14 protein-coding genes are annotated in these 13,315 nt (G+C 72.7%); 10 read left to right on the plus strand and 4 right to left on the minus strand.

Features of this window, described 5'->3' with window-relative positions:
- Positions 1 to 9: 9 nt before the first annotated feature.
- From pdxS to EGX94_RS10325, 9 genes are all read left to right on the plus strand, one after another.
- Positions 10 to 921: a pyridoxal 5'-phosphate synthase lyase subunit PdxS gene (gene pdxS / locus EGX94_RS10285; RefSeq protein ID WP_021798147.1), complete on the plus strand. Its 912-nt coding sequence runs from the start codon at positions 10 to 12 to the stop codon at positions 919 to 921.
- Positions 918 to 1,520, plus strand: coding sequence for a pyridoxal 5'-phosphate synthase glutaminase subunit PdxT (gene pdxT / locus EGX94_RS10290; protein WP_021798139.1), 603 nt, complete (start codon positions 918 to 920; stop codon positions 1,518 to 1,520). Before pdxS ends, pdxT begins: the two co-directional genes overlap by 4 nt.
- Positions 1,521 to 1,664: 144 nt before the next feature.
- The gene (locus EGX94_RS10295) at positions 1,665 to 2,444 is read left to right on the plus strand and encodes a helix-turn-helix transcriptional regulator (protein WP_021798142.1); all 780 of its coding nucleotides are present in this window, start codon (positions 1,665 to 1,667) and stop codon (positions 2,442 to 2,444) included.
- Positions 2,441 to 3,883: a Fe-S cluster assembly protein SufB gene (gene sufB, locus EGX94_RS10300; RefSeq protein ID WP_021798136.1), complete on the plus strand. Its 1,443-nt coding sequence runs from the start codon at positions 2,441 to 2,443 to the stop codon at positions 3,881 to 3,883. Before EGX94_RS10295 ends, sufB begins: the two co-directional genes overlap by 4 nt.
- On the plus strand, positions 3,883 to 5,094 hold the full coding sequence (gene sufD / locus EGX94_RS10305; protein ID WP_021798140.1) for a Fe-S cluster assembly protein SufD: 1,212 nt from the start codon (positions 3,883 to 3,885) through the stop codon (positions 5,092 to 5,094). Before sufB ends, sufD begins: the two co-directional genes overlap by 1 nt.
- A 127-nt stretch (positions 5,095 to 5,221) precedes the next feature.
- Positions 5,222 to 5,971, plus strand: coding sequence for a Fe-S cluster assembly ATPase SufC (gene sufC / locus EGX94_RS10310; RefSeq protein WP_021798135.1), 750 nt, complete (start codon positions 5,222 to 5,224; stop codon positions 5,969 to 5,971).
- The gene (locus tag EGX94_RS10315) at positions 5,961 to 7,214 is read left to right on the plus strand and encodes a cysteine desulfurase (RefSeq protein ID WP_021798148.1); all 1,254 of its coding nucleotides are present in this window, start codon (positions 5,961 to 5,963) and stop codon (positions 7,212 to 7,214) included. Before sufC ends, EGX94_RS10315 begins: the two co-directional genes overlap by 11 nt.
- The gene (gene sufU, locus EGX94_RS10320; protein WP_021798141.1) at positions 7,214 to 7,675 is read left to right on the plus strand and encodes a Fe-S cluster assembly sulfur transfer protein SufU; all 462 of its coding nucleotides are present in this window, start codon (positions 7,214 to 7,216) and stop codon (positions 7,673 to 7,675) included. Before EGX94_RS10315 ends, sufU begins: the two co-directional genes overlap by 1 nt.
- A complete protein-coding gene (locus tag EGX94_RS10325; RefSeq protein WP_021798137.1) occupies positions 7,672 to 8,091 on the plus strand; it encodes a metal-sulfur cluster assembly factor in 420 nt (139 codons plus the stop codon). The genes sufU and EGX94_RS10325 overlap by 4 nt, the downstream gene beginning before the upstream one ends.
- Here EGX94_RS10325 and EGX94_RS10330 read toward each other — a convergent pair.
- Complete coding sequence (locus tag EGX94_RS10330; protein WP_123826267.1) at positions 8,081 to 8,815, minus strand: hypothetical protein; 735 nt, start codon at positions 8,813 to 8,815, stop codon at positions 8,081 to 8,083. The genes EGX94_RS10325 and EGX94_RS10330 overlap by 11 nt on opposite strands.
- 339 nt (positions 8,816 to 9,154) lie before the next feature.
- On the opposite strand from EGX94_RS10330, the gene EGX94_RS10335 reads away from it, so the two are divergent.
- Positions 9,155 to 10,753, plus strand: coding sequence for an ABC-F family ATP-binding cassette domain-containing protein (locus EGX94_RS10335; RefSeq protein ID WP_043122397.1), 1,599 nt, complete (start codon positions 9,155 to 9,157; stop codon positions 10,751 to 10,753).
- Between the two features lie 77 nt (positions 10,754 to 10,830).
- Here the strand turns inward: EGX94_RS10335 and EGX94_RS10340 are convergent, their stop codons facing one another.
- The 3 genes from EGX94_RS10340 to EGX94_RS10350 all read right to left on the minus strand — a co-directional run bounded on the left by EGX94_RS10340 (position 10,831) and on the right by EGX94_RS10350 (position 13,290).
- Positions 10,831 to 11,511 carry a CE1759 family FMN reductase gene (locus EGX94_RS10340; RefSeq protein WP_028706735.1) on the minus strand — a complete coding sequence of 227 codons (681 nt, stop codon included), beginning with the start codon at positions 11,509 to 11,511 and terminating at the stop codon, positions 10,831 to 10,833.
- Between the two features lie 181 nt (positions 11,512 to 11,692).
- Positions 11,693 to 12,547 carry a putative RNA methyltransferase gene (locus EGX94_RS10345; RefSeq protein ID WP_021798149.1) on the minus strand — a complete coding sequence of 285 codons (855 nt, stop codon included), beginning with the start codon at positions 12,545 to 12,547 and terminating at the stop codon, positions 11,693 to 11,695.
- Positions 12,544 to 13,290, minus strand: coding sequence for an SDR family oxidoreductase (locus tag EGX94_RS10350; RefSeq protein ID WP_028706736.1), 747 nt, complete (start codon positions 13,288 to 13,290; stop codon positions 12,544 to 12,546). The genes EGX94_RS10345 and EGX94_RS10350 overlap by 4 nt, the downstream gene beginning before the upstream one ends.
- Positions 13,291 to 13,315: the final 25 nt, after the last annotated feature.

Consider the following 13,315-nt stretch of genomic DNA (forward strand, 5'->3'; position numbering starts at 1 on the left):
ATGGCGGGCATGACCACGCAGAGCGACTCCCCGAGCATGATCCGCACCGCCACGACCCGCGTCAAGAGGGGTCTGGCCGACATGCTGAAGGGCGGTGTCATCATGGACGTCGTCACGCCCGAGCAGGCCAGGCTCGCCGAGGAGGCCGGCGCCTGCGCCGTCATGGCCCTCGAGCGCGTGCCCGCCGACATCCGGGCCCGGGGCGGCGTCGCCCGCATGAGCGACCCCGCCCTCATCGAGGGCATCATCGACGCCGTCTCCATCCCCGTCATGGCCAAGGCGCGCATCGGCCACTTCGCCGAGGCCCAGGTGCTCCAGGCGCTCGAGGTCGACTACGTCGACGAGTCCGAGGTGCTCTCGCCGGCCGACCACGCGCACCACATCGACAAGTGGGCCTTCGACGTCCCCTTCGTCTGCGGCGCCACGGACCTCGGCGAGGCGCTGCGCCGCATCGCCGAGGGCGCCGCCATGATCCGCTCGAAGGGCGAGGCGGGCACCGGCGACATCTCCGAGGCCGTGCGGCACCTGCGCGCCATCCGCGACGGGATCGCCCGCCTGCGCTGCCTCGACCACGAGGAGCTGTACACCGCCGCCAAGGACCTCCAGGCCCCCTACGACCTGGTCCGCGAGGTCGCCGAGACCGGCGGGCTGCCCGTCGTGCTCTTCGTGGCGGGCGGGGTGGCCACCCCGGCCGACGCGGCGCTCGTCATGCAGATGGGGGCCCAGGGCGTCTTCGTCGGCTCGGGCATCTTCGCGTCGGGCGACCCGGCCCGGCGGGCCGCCGCCATCGTGAGGGCGACCGCCATGCACGACCATCCCGAGGTCGTCGCCGAGGTCTCCCGCGATCTCGGGGAGGCCATGGTCGGCATCGACGTCGCCGACGTCCCGACCCCGCACCGGCTGGCGGGACGCGGCCGGTGAGCACGGTGCCGGGCGCCGCTCCGCGCGCCGCCGGCGACGGGGCCCCTCTCGTCGGCGTCCTGGCGCTCCAGGGCGGCGTCGACGAGCATCTCGCCGCCCTGGCCGATGCCGGTGCCCGCACCCGCGCCGTCCGTCTGCCGGGCGAGCTCGAGGGGCTGGACGCCATCGTGATCCCGGGCGGTGAGTCGACCGTGCTCAGGGGACTGGCCGGCGCCCTCGGCCTTCTCGGGCCGTTGCGCGGGGCCGTCGAGGGCGGGCTGCCGGTGCTGGCCACCTGCGCCGGTCTCGTCCTGTGCGCCGGAGGGCCGTCCGGCGGCCCGGGCGTGCTCGACGTCGATGTGCGCCGCAACGCGTTCGGCCCCCAGCTCGCCTCCTTCGAGACGAGGCTCGACGTCGAGGGCGTCGGCGCGGACGTCGAGGCCGTCTTCATCAGGGCCCCGGTCGTCGTGCGCGTCGGGCCCGCCGGCCGCGTCATCGCGACGGTGGACGGGCGGGTCGTCGGCGTCCGACAGGGCGCGGTGACCGCGTTGTCCTTCCATCCGGAGCTCACCGCCGACCGCCGCGTGCACCGCGCGTTCGTCGAGCGGGTCCGCCGCTGACGGGGCCTCCCGGCCGGTCCGGTGCCGCGCCGCCCCGCAACGGGCGGGCGTCCGCATCGACCACCGCGCCACGGGCCCGTCACCGCTCCCTTCGCTGCGGGCGAGCGGGTTTGACTGGACGTCGATTTAGGAAACAATGGGCTCATGAAATCGGTGACGAGGCCGGGCGGGGAGTCCGGAACGGGCGAGGAGTCCACCCGTCACCATGTGCTGCAGGAGCTCTTCTCCAACGGGCCGGCGACGGCCGCCGAGCTGGCCGAGCGCCTCGGGGTCACCCCCGCCGCCATCCGCCGCCACCTGGGCGTTCTCGAGGCCGGCGGTCGGATCGTCGAGCGGGAGCGGCCCGTGCGCGGGCGCCGCGGCCGGGGCCGCCCGGCGAAGGAGTACGTCCTCACCGACCGCGGCCGCTCGGCCTTCTTCCAGGACTACGACACCCTCGCCCTCGAGGCGCTCAGCGCCCTCGTCGAGGCCGCTGGACCCTCGGCCGTCGTGAGGGTGGGGGAGCGCCGCCACGGCGAGGTCGAGGCCCGCTACCGCCAGCTGCGCGCGGAGGCGCCGGACGCCGACCCGGTCGAGGCGCTGGCCACCGTCCTCGGCGAGGAGGGCTACGCCGCCCATGTGAGGGAGGCCCCCGGGGGCCACCAGCTGTGCCAGTACCATTGCCCGGTCGCCCATGTGGCGGCCCGGTACCCCCAGCTCTGCGAGGCCGAGACGAGCCTGTTCGCCAGGCTCCTCGGCTCCCGGGTGCAGAGGATCGCCACCATCGCCCACGGTGACGGCGTGTGCACCACGAACGTCCCCCTGGACGGAGTGCCCATCGCCGGGCGCGCTGGGCCGCCCGCCGGAGGGCGCGGCGGCGCACCCACGGATCACCGCAGTGGCACGTCCACTGATCACCACAACCGAGAGGCAGCACGCGCATGACGCAGGTCGACACGAGGCCGGGGAACAGGTTCGCCGAGCGCGACGAGCTGGTCGAGGACCTGACCACCTACAAGTACGGTTGGCACGACGCCGACGACTACTCGGCGGCGTTCGAGCGCGGCCTGTCCGAGAAGGTCGTGCGCGGCATCTCCGGGCTCAAGGGCGAACCCGAGTGGATGCTCGAGCGCCGGCTCAAGGGCCTCGAGCAGTTCGAGCGCAAACCCCTGCCCACCTGGGGCTGCGACCTGTCGCAGCTGCACTTCGATGACATCAAGTACTTCGTCCGGGCCCAGGACAGGCCGGCCAACGACTGGAACGACCTGCCCGAGGACATCAGGAACACCTACGACCGCCTGGGCATCCCCGAGGCGGAGAAGGCCCGTCTCGTCGACGGCGTCGCCGCCCAGTACGAGTCCGAGGTGGTCTACCACAAGATCAACGAGGAGCTCGGACGCCAGGGCGTCATCTTCACCGACACCGACACCGGCCTGAGGGAGTACCCCGAGCTCTTCGAGAAGTACTTCGGCACGGTCATCCCGGCCGGCGACAACAAGTTCGCCGCGCTCAACACGGCCGTGTGGAGCGGCGGCACCTTCATCCACGTTCCGAAGGGCGTCCACTGCACCATCCCGCTGCAGGCCTACTTCCGGATGAACACCGAGAACCTCGGCCAGTTCGAGCGCACGCTCATCATCGTCGACGACGACGCCTACGTGCACTACGTCGAGGGCTGCACGGCCCCGATCTACAAGACCGACTCGCTGCACGCCGCCATCGTCGAGATCATCGTCGGCACGAACGCGCGCTGCCGCTACACGACGATCCAGAACTGGTCGAACAACGTCTACAACCTCGTGACCCAGCGGGCCACCGTCGCCGAGGGCGGCACGATGGAGTGGATCGACGGCAACATCGGCTCGAAGGCCAACATGAAGTACCCGGCCTGCCTGCTCATGGGCCCCCACGCCAAGGGCGAGGCCCTGTCGATCGCCTTCGCCGGCGAGGGCCAGCACCAGGACACCGGCGCCAAGATGGTGCACACCGCGCCGCACACCTCGAGCACGATCGTCTCGAAGTCCATCAGCCGCAACGGGGGGCGCACCGGCTACCGCGGCCTCGTCGCGGTCTCCCCGGACGCCCACCATGCGATGTCCTCGGTCAAGTGCGACGCCCTGCTCGTCGACAACGTCTCGCGCTCGGACACCTACCCCTACGTGGACGTGCGTACCGACGACGTCCAGATGGAGCACGAGGCGACCATCTCCAGGATCTCCGAGGACCAGCTCTTCTACCTCATGCAGCGCGGCCTCGACGAGGACGAGGCCCGCGCCATGATCGTGCGCGGCTTCGTCGAGCCCATCGCCCGCGAACTGCCGATGGAGTACGCGCTCGAGCTCAACCGGCTCATCGAGCTCCAGATGGAAGGCGCGGTGGGCTGATGACCCGGAAGAACGGAGCAGCAGCAGTGGCCGAACCGGCTGACACCGGCGCAGAGGCGGTGCGCGGCGCCCTCGAGGGCGTCGCCTCGCACCTGCACCCGAAGGTCTCGTGGGAGCTCGACGACCATCCCGTGCCCACCGGGCGCGAGGAGGTCTGGCGGTTCACCCCGGTGCACCGGCTCGAGGACCTCCTCACGAGCCCGGCCACCGGCGTCGAGCTCGACTGCGCCCTCCGTCTGCCCGAGGGCGTGACCGCCGGCTTCGTCGAGGGCGACGCCGTGCGCGCCGCCGCCGTTGAGCCTCCGGCCGACCGCACCTCGGCGATCGCCGCCGCCAACGCCGGCCGCGCCCGTCTCGTCACGGTGCCCGCCGACCTCGAGCTCGACGAGCCCGTCGAGCTCGACTTCACCGGAACCGGCGTCGACCGGCCCGCCTACCAGCAGACGATCATCGGGGTCGGGGCCGGGGCGCGGGCCCGGATCCTCCTGCGCTTCGAGGGCTCCGCCCGGATCGCCGACAAGATCGACGTGCGCGTCGGGGCCGGCGCCAGGGTCGACCTCGTCACCCTCCAGGACTGGGCCCCGGACGCCGTGCACGTCGCCCAGAGCTCCCTGCTCGTCGGCCGCGACGCGACGGTCCGTACCGTGCAGGCCTCGCTCGGCGGCGCCGTCACCCGCATGCTCGAGCGCGCCAGCTACGAGGGCGCCGGCGGCGAGCTGGAGCAGTTCGGCCTCTACTTCGTCGACTCGGGCCGGCACGTCGAGCACCGCCTGTTCGTCGATCACAACCAGCCGCTGAGCCGCTCGAACATCGACTACCGGGGCGCCCTCCAGGACGAGGGATCGCTCGGCGTGTGGGTGGGCGACGTGCTCATCCGCAAGCAGGCCGAGGGCATCAGCACCTACGAGGCCAACAAGAACCTCCTCCTGACCGCCGGCGCCCGCGCCGAGTCGATCCCGAATCTCGAGATCGCCACCGGGCGGATCGAGGGCGCCGGCCACTCCTCGACGACGGGCCGCTTCGACGACGAGCAGCTGTTCTACCTGCGCAGCCGCGGAATCCCCGAGGACGAGGCCCGGCGCCTGGTCGTCCAGGGCTTCTTCGTCGAGATCGTCCGCCGCATCGGGATCCCCGAGGTGGCCGAGCGCCTCATGGCGGCCGTCCAGCGCCAGCTCGACGCGATCGCGCCCGACTGGGGCGCCCCGGAGTGAGCCGCGTGAGAACCTCCGGCGGCCCCGTCCCGGCCGCGATCCCGCCCGTACCCATGAACCCCCTCCGCGCCGAGGACGTCCGGTCCCTCGTCGCCGTCGCGAACCCGATCAAGGAGAACTGAGACAGATGGCCGAACTCGTCATCAAGGACCTGCACGTCGACGTCGACACCGAGAGCGGGCCGAAGGAGATCCTCAAGGGCGTCGACCTGACCGTCGGCGACGGCCAGGTCCACGCCATCATGGGGCCCAACGGCTCCGGCAAGTCGACCCTCGCCTACGCCGTCGCCGGGCATCCGAAGTACACGATCACCCGGGGCTCCGTGAGCCTCGACGGCGTCGACATCACGGCGCTGCCGGTCGACGAGCGGGCCCGCGCCGGCCTCTTCCTGGGCATGCAGTACCCGGTCGAGGTGCCCGGCGTCTCGATGGCCAACTTCCTGCGCACCGCGAAGACCGCCCTGTCCGGCGAGGCCCCCCGGGTCCGCACCTGGCCCGAGCAGGTGAACGAGGCCCTCACCGCCATGGACCTGTCGTCCGACTTCGCCGAGCGCTCGGTCAACGAGGGCTTCTCCGGCGGTGAGAAGAAGCGCGGCGAGATCGCCCAGCTCGAGCTGCTCGACCCCAGGACCGCCATCCTCGACGAGATCGACTCGGGCCTGGACATCGACGCCCTCAAGGTCGTCTCGGCCGGCATCGTGGACTACAGCAGGAAACCCGGCAAGTCGGTCCTGCTCATCACGCACTACACGCGCATCCTGCGCTATGTGCATCCCGATCGCGTCCACGTCTTCGTCGACGGGCGCGTCAAGATCACCGGCGGCGCCGAGCTCGCCGACAACCTCGAGGAGCGGGGCTACGAGCAGTATGTCAAGTGATGTCGACGTCAAGACGATCCGTCGGGACTTCCCGATCCTGAGCCGGCGGCTCGGCTCCCACCCGCTCGTCTACCTGGACAGCGCCAACACCTCGCAGAAGCCGGAGTCGGTCATCGACGCGGTGGACCGCCACTACCGCGAGCACAACGCCAACGTCGCCCGGGCCATGCACGCGCTCGGCTCGGAGGCGACGCAGGCCTACGAGGGCGCCCGCGCCCGGATCGCCGGGTTCATCGGTGCGGCCGGCCCCGACGAGGTCGTCTTCACGAAGAACGCCTCCGAGGCCCTCAACCTGGCGGCCGGCACGCTGGGCGCTCGGCTGGGGCCCGGCGACGAGGTCGTCGTCTCGGTCCTGGAGCACCACTCGAACCTCGTCCCCTGGCAGATGGTCTGCGGGCGCACCGGCGCCACGCTGCGCTGGTTCGACATCACCGAGGAGGGCCGGCTCGACCTGGACGCCGCCGAGCGCGAGGGGCTCATCAACGAGCGCACGAGGGTCGTCTCGCTGGCCTGGGTCTCCAATGTGCTGGGTACGGTCAACCCGATCGCGCGGATCGCCGAGCAGGCCCACGCCGTGGGGGCCGTCATGGTCGCCGACGGCTCCCAGGGCGTGCCGCAGCTGCCCACGGACGTGTCGGCCCTCGGCGTCGACCTGCTGGCCTTCACCGGCCACAAGATGCTCGGCCCGACCGGCATCGGCGTCCTGTGGGGCCGGCGCGCCCTGCTCGAGGAGCTGCCGCCCTTCCTCGGCGGCGGCGAGATGATCGGCGTCGTGCGCATGGAGGGCTCCACCTGGGCCGAGGTGCCGCACAAGTTCGAGGCCGGGACGCCCCCGATCGCCCAGGCCGTCGGCCTCGGCGCCGCGGTGGACTACCTCACCGGCATCGGCATGGACCGGGTCGCCGCCCACGAGCACGAGATCACGCAGTACGCCCTCGAGCAGCTCGGCGGGATCCCCGCCGTCCACGTCATGGGGCCGCTGGAGGACGTCGACCGCGGAGGGGCGATCTCCTTCACCGTCGACGGGGTGCACCCGCACGACCTCATGCAGCTGCTCGACTCGAGGGGCGTCGCGGTGCGCGGCGGACACCACTGCGCCGAGCCGCTGCACCGCCGTCTGGGCGTGCAGAGCTCGGCCCGCGCGTCCGGGTATCTTTACACGACGAGGGCCGAGATCGACGCCCTGTGCGAGGCCGTCGTGTGGGCGCACGATTTCTTCACCGGCAAGCTGAGGGGTCGTTGATGAACGTCGAGGAGATGTACCAGGACATCATCCTGGACCACTACCGCGCCAAGCACCACAGCGGGCTGCGGGAGCCGTACGGTGCCGAGGTGCACCATGTGAACCCCAGCTGCGGCGACGAGTTGACGCTGCGGGTGGCGCTCGACGGCGACCGGATCGGCGACGTGAGCTACGCCGGCGAGGGCTGCTCCATCTCCCAGGCGTCCAGCTCGGTCATGACCGATCTGGTCATCGGGCGCTCGGTCGACGAGGCCATGGGCACCTTCTCGGTGTTCAAGGACATGATGGAGAGCCAGGGCCGCATCGAGCCCGACGAGGACGTCCTGGAGGACGCGATCGCGTTCGCCGGCGTCTCGCAGTTCCCGGCGCGCGTCAAGTGCGCCATGTTGAGCTGGATGGCCCTGCGCGACGCGCTCGCCCGCGCCGGGGCGGACATCGGCGACGAGAAGGAGACAGCATGAGTGAGCAGCAGCCGCCCGACGGCGATCCCACGTCCGGCCGGGACGAGCGGCGCCCGTCCGACCTGGTGCGCGACAGGCTGCCCGACGCCCCGGTCGGCGTCACGGAGCCGCCCACCCGGGATCAGGTCCTCGAGGCGCTCAAGGAGGTCATCGACCCCGAGCTCATGGTCAACGTCGTCGACCTGGGGCTCGTCTACGGCGTCGAGATCGACGAGGAGGCCAACGTCGTCATCGACATGACGCTCACGAGCCCGGCCTGCCCGCTCACCGACCAGCTCGAGTGGGGCGCCCAGTCGGCCCTCGACGGCATCGTGAACTCCGTGACGATCAACTGGGTCTGGCTCCCGCCGTGGAGCCTCGACCGCATCACCGACGACGGCCGCGAGCAGCTGCGCTACATCGGCTTCAACGTCTGAACCAGCGTCCGGAGGTCCTCCTCCATCGCCTGTCCCCCGGGGCGGCCGGCGCAGGACCCATCGGACGGGTCTGCCCGGTCGCCGCCGCCGCGGGCGGTACGGGCGTCGCTGGTGCGGGGGCTGCGGCGGGCGTGGATCCCGCTCGTGCCGGTCCTGTGGACGCTGGTCCCGTGAATGTCGGGTTCACGCGCACCGGGTCGATGGGTGGTGCGGGCGTCGCTGGTGCGGGGGCTGCGGCGGGCGTGGATCCCGCTCGTGCCGGTCCTGTGGGCGCTGGTCCCGTGAATGTCGGGTTCACGCGCACCGGGTCGATGGGCGTGGGCTGGGACGACGCCTCGTCGACCGGCCCCGGCCGGGGCATGGCCGGCTCGGTGGACGGTGCCGGTCCGACAGGTGCCGGGTCGACCGGCCCCGGCCGGCCCCGGACCGGTTCGGCCGACTCGGGCGGGGGAGGCGCCGACTCGGAGGGCTCGGAGGGCAGGGCCCGCGCCGCGGCGGGGGTGTCCTGCCCGGCTCCAGGCCACTCGCCGCTGAGCCGATCGTGGCCGAAGGAGCCCGCCCAGCCCAGCAGGGCTGCCGAGACGAGCCAGCAGGCGTTCTCGACGACGCCCAGCGAGGCGCCGATGAACAGCTGGATGAGGATGTTGACGGCCAGCACCATGAGCGCGATGAGGACGAACCGGAGCACGAGGCCGCGGCGACGCGAGCGCGACGCATCGGACATCTGGTTCACTTCCCTCACTTCCATACCGTTCGCGGACATGCCGGGGGTGGGACTCGTACCGTCCGCGGAGGGGGGTCGTGGGATGCCCGCTCCTCGCGTTCGTCGCGTTGCCGGCAGAGGGCACGAGGGCGCCCGCGGGGTGCGGGCGCGTTCATTGTGCGCTTCCGGATGCCCTGTGGACAAGTCGGAAGAATCTGTTTCAACCACACCGGGACCCCGCGCGGGCCCCGCCGGCGGGTCGCCGTCCGAGTCAGGGCCGCTTTGCCCGGCGCCACGGCGCGCGGGAGAATGGATGGCGGTCCGTTGCCGGGCGTGTCGTCGAGAAGTGCAGGAGCGCCGTTGATACAAGCCAATGACCTGGAGGTGCGCGTCGGCGCCCGTCTGCTGCTGGCCCCCGTGAGCTTCCAGGTGGTCAAGGGCGACAAGATCGGCGTCGTCGGGCGCAACGGCGCCGGCAAGACGACGACGATGCGCATCCTGGCCGGCGAGGCGCCGGCCCCGGGCGGCTCGGTGAGGCGCTCGGGCCGGGTCGGCTACCTGCCGCAGGACCCCCGCGAGTCGGACCTGGCGGTCACCGCGCGCTCGCGCATCGTCTCCGCCCGCAGCATCGAGTCCCTCCTGGAGCGGATGAACCGGGCCACCGACGACATCTCCCGCGCCCGCGGCCCGGCCCGCGAGAGGGCCATGGCCGCCTACGACCGCGCCGAGGCGTCCTTCGTCGCGGCGGGCGGCTACGGGGCCGAGGCGGAGGCCGCGCGCATCGCGTCCAACCTCGGGCTGCCCGACCGCGTGTTGGCCCAGCCGCTGCACGAGCTGTCCGGCGGCCAGCGCCGTCGCGTCGAGCTGGCCCGCATCCTGTTCAGCGACGCCGACACCCTGCTGCTGGACGAGCCCACGAACCATCTCGACGCCGACTCGATCACCTGGCTTCGCGACTTCCTGCGGAGCTACTCCGGCGGCGTCATGATGATCAGCCACTCCACCGTGCTGCTGGACGAGACCGTCACCAAGGTCTTCCACCTGGACGCCAACCGCTCCGTGCTCGACGTCTACTCGATGGGCTGGAGGCCCTACCTGACCCAGCGCCAGGCCGACGAGCGGCGCCGCCACCGCGAGCGCCTCAACGCCGAACGCAAGGCGGCCCAGCTGATGGCCCAGTCCGAGAAGCTGCACGCCAAGGCGACCAAGGCCACCGCGGCCCAGAACATGGCCCGCCGCGCGGAGCGACTGCTCGCCGGCACCGAGCCCGCGCGCGCCGAGGACAGGGTCGCGGCCATCTCCTTCCCCGAACCGGCCCCGTGCGGCCGGACCCCGCTCATGGCCGAGGGCCTGTCGAAGGCCTACGGCTCCCTGGAGATCTTCACCGGCGTCGACCTCGCCGTCGACAGGGGCTCACGGGTCGTCGTCCTGGGCCTCAACGGCGCCGGCAAGACGACACTGCTGCGCCTGCTGTACGGCGTCGAGGAGCCCGACGCCGGCCGGGTGCTGCCCGGCCACGGCCTCAGGCTCGGGTACTTCGCCCAGGAACACGACATGCTCGACATGGACGCCACCGTGCTGGAGAACATGCAGGCCGCCGCGCCGCAGCTCAACGAGACCGACGCCCGCACGGTGCTCGGCACCTTCCTGTTCACCGGCGACGACGACCACAAACCGGCCCGGGTGCTGTCCGGCGGCGAGAAGACCCGACTGGCGCTCGCGACGCTCGTCGCGAGCGCGGCCAATGTGCTGCTGCTCGACGAGCCGACGAACAACCTCGACCCGGCCAGCCGGGAACAGGTGCTCCGGGCGATCCGCGCCTACCGGGGCGCGATGGTGCTCGTCACGCACGACGAGGGCGCCGTCCAGGCCCTCGAGCCCGACCGGGTCCTGCTGCTGCCCGACGGCGACGAGGACCTGTGGAGCGAGGACTACGCGGAGCTCGTCGTCCTGGCCTGAGCGCCCGGCCGGCGACGGACGCGGACGCCCGACGTGCGGCCCGGTCCCGCGGGCCCGTTCGGAGGCGCCGGCGGGCCTCAGCCCCTCCCCAGGGTGCGCAGCATCCGCTCGAGGGTGCCGTCTCCTGGCCCGGCCGGACTCAGCCCCAGCTCGGCGTGCGCCTGGTCGAGCTCGATGGCCGTCGTCGTGGACTCGTCGCCTGCGGCGGCCGGCAGGGGCCCCCGCGTCGCGGCGTTGAGCTCGACGAAGGCCGCCAGCTCGTCGGCCGCCCGGTTGATGCGGGCCCGCAGCCCCCGGTTCTCCTCGCCGAGGGTGCCGGTCGTGAGGTAGACGCCGGTCGGGACGGTCATGGTGCGCAGATAGCTGAACAACGGGCGCATGGCGTGGTCGATGATGAGCGAGTGACGCTCCGAGCTGCCCGTGGCGCCCAGCAGCACCGGCTTGTGCGCGAGGTCGTTCGGCGGCAGCAGATCGATGAACGACTTGAACAGGCCCGAGTAGGAGCCCTGGAAGGTGGGGGAGACGGCGATGAGCGCGTCGGCGTCCTCCACGGCGGTGATCGCCTCGTCGAGGTCGGAGTGCGTGAAGCCGCCCAGCAGGGCGTCGATGATGGCCTGCGCGTAGTCGCGCACCTCGACGTTCGTCACGGTGAGCGGTCCGGGCAGGCGCGCGCTCACCGCCGCGGACAGCTCGTCGGCCAGAATCCGTGTCGTGGACGGTCTGCGCATGCCAGCGCTGATCACAACGAGGGTCGTCATCTCGGTCTCCATTCCAGCTCGGATCGTATAGGGCCGCGGGGCCCGGCGGTCGCCCCCCCGGACGCATTCGTGTCCATCGATGCCGTGAGGGTGTCATTCGCCGCGGGGCGCGCCGGGGCCGGCCGGGTCGTTCGCGCAGGGCGTCACGGCTCGTTGGCCGCCGCCCCCGGCACGAGGACGTTCACGGGTGACGGGTCGTTCGCGCGAAGACGCTCACGAGAACGCTCACGACCACCGTCCGAGGCCCGCGCGGGGCGGCGTGCTCGTGGAAGGCGTTCGGGCCCATGTCCACCAGGTCGCGCAGCTGCTCCCGGGTGCATGCGGCCTCGAACTCGACGAGCCGGTTCCCGACTCGGTCCAGGCCCGCGTCGCCCATCTGCCCGACGAGCCGGTCGGCCTTGCCGTCGGCGACATCGAGCAGGCCCAGCTCGGCGCGCAGCCCGGCCAGGTGGGCCGTCGTCGGGGCGGCCACGACGACGCGACCGGCCCCCGAGAGCACCCGGGAGAACTCGGCCGCGTTGCGCGGCGCGAAGACGCACAGCAGCGCGTCGACGCATCCCGCGCGCAGCGGCAACCCGGCCCAGGTGTCCGCCACGACGCAGGCCAGCCCGATCGCCGCCGCCCGCCTGAGGGCGGGCACCGAGGCGTCCATCGCGAGCGGCACGGCCCGCGGATGGGCCGCAGCGGCCCCGGCCAGGTACCAGCCGGGGCCCGCGCCGGCCTCGACGATCGTCGACGGCTCGCCGCAGGCCTCCACGACGGCCCGGCGCAGCGGCTCGTGGACCCCCGAGCCGAGGAGGCGCCCCCGGGCGTCGAGCATCCGCGCCGTGTCGGCGTTGCGGGGCTGGGCCGAGCCGGCCAGGTTCACGTAGCCCTGCCGCGCCACGTCGAAGGCGTGGCCGGCCCCGCAGCGCAGCCGCCGCTCCGAGCGTGCCAGCGGCGCATCGGGGACGCCCCGGCGTGCGCAGACCGGGCAGGCGAGCAGGCCCGCGGCCCGGTCGAGCGCGGCGAGGCGCCGGGCGAGGGGGACGGTCACAGGCCGCGCAGCATTCCGCCGTCGACCGGCACGAGGCAGCCGGTCAGATAGCTCGCCGCATCCGAGAGGAGGAAGGCCGCGACCGCGCCGAACTCGGCCGGCGTGCCCAGGCGCCCCATCGGGATGCCCGCCCGACGGGCGTCCTCGGCGGTGGGCTCGTGGCCGAGCAGGTCGATCATCCGCCCGGTGGCGATGTTGCCGGGCATGAGGCCGACGGCCCGGCCGCCGGCGGGGGCGATCTCGTCGCTCAGCTGCTTGACGAGCATGGCCAGGCCCGGGCGCAGGCCGTTGCTCGGGGCCATGTCGGCCAGCGGCATCTTCGCCGAGACCGACAGGACGAAGCCCAGCCTCGCCGCCCCGTTCGCGCCCAGCACGGCGCGGGCGATGCGCACGGCCGCCAGGAAGACCGAGTCGAAGGCGCCCAGCCACTGCGCGTCCGTGGTGCCGGTGACGGTGCCCTTCGGCGGGCCGCCGACCGAGACCAGGGCGCCGTCCAGCCGCCCCCAGGCCCCCAGCGCCGCCTCGACGGCGCGCTGCGCCGTGTCCGCCTCGGACAGATCGGCCGCCAGCGCCGTGGCCCGGTCGGCGCCCAGCTCGGCGACCGCCTCCTCCAGCGCGTCCCTCCGGCGCGCCACGAGCACCGTACGGGCCCCCTCGGCCACGAGCGCCCGGGCGCCCGCCAGGCCGAGGCCGCCGCTGGCGGCCGTGACGATGAACACCCTGTCGTGCAGTCCACAATCCATGTCCTCATCCTGCCCCACGGGGATC

The organism is Propionibacterium acidifaciens (assembly GCF_003798325.1).
Classification (GTDB): Bacteria; Actinomycetota; Actinomycetes; order Propionibacteriales; family Propionibacteriaceae; genus Propionibacterium; species Propionibacterium acidifaciens.

Excerpts from the sequence above, each read along its gene's own strand:
- pdxS (WP_021798147.1), top strand. The coding sequence starts at position 10 with ATGACCACGCAGAGCGACTCCCCGAGCATGATCCGCACCGCCACGACC.
- EGX94_RS10295 (WP_021798142.1), top strand. The coding sequence starts at position 1,665 with ATGAAATCGGTGACGAGGCCGGGCGGGGAGTCCGGAACGGGCGAGGAG.
- sufB (WP_021798136.1), top strand. The coding sequence starts at position 2,441 with ATGACGCAGGTCGACACGAGGCCGGGGAACAGGTTCGCCGAGCGCGAC.
- sufD (WP_021798140.1), top strand. The coding sequence starts at position 3,883 with ATGACCCGGAAGAACGGAGCAGCAGCAGTGGCCGAACCGGCTGACACC.
- sufC (WP_021798135.1), top strand. The coding sequence starts at position 5,222 with ATGGCCGAACTCGTCATCAAGGACCTGCACGTCGACGTCGACACCGAG.
- EGX94_RS10315 (WP_021798148.1), top strand. The coding sequence starts at position 5,961 with ATGTCAAGTGATGTCGACGTCAAGACGATCCGTCGGGACTTCCCGATC.
- sufU (WP_021798141.1), top strand. The coding sequence starts at position 7,214 with ATGAACGTCGAGGAGATGTACCAGGACATCATCCTGGACCACTACCGC.
- EGX94_RS10325 (WP_021798137.1), top strand. The coding sequence starts at position 7,672 with ATGAGTGAGCAGCAGCCGCCCGACGGCGATCCCACGTCCGGCCGGGAC.
- EGX94_RS10330 (WP_123826267.1), bottom strand. The coding sequence starts at position 8,815 with ATGTCCGATGCGTCGCGCTCGCGTCGCCGCGGCCTCGTGCTCCGGTTC.
- EGX94_RS10340 (WP_028706735.1), bottom strand. The coding sequence starts at position 11,511 with ATGACGACCCTCGTTGTGATCAGCGCTGGCATGCGCAGACCGTCCACG.
- EGX94_RS10350 (WP_028706736.1), bottom strand. The coding sequence starts at position 13,290 with ATGGATTGTGGACTGCACGACAGGGTGTTCATCGTCACGGCCGCCAGC.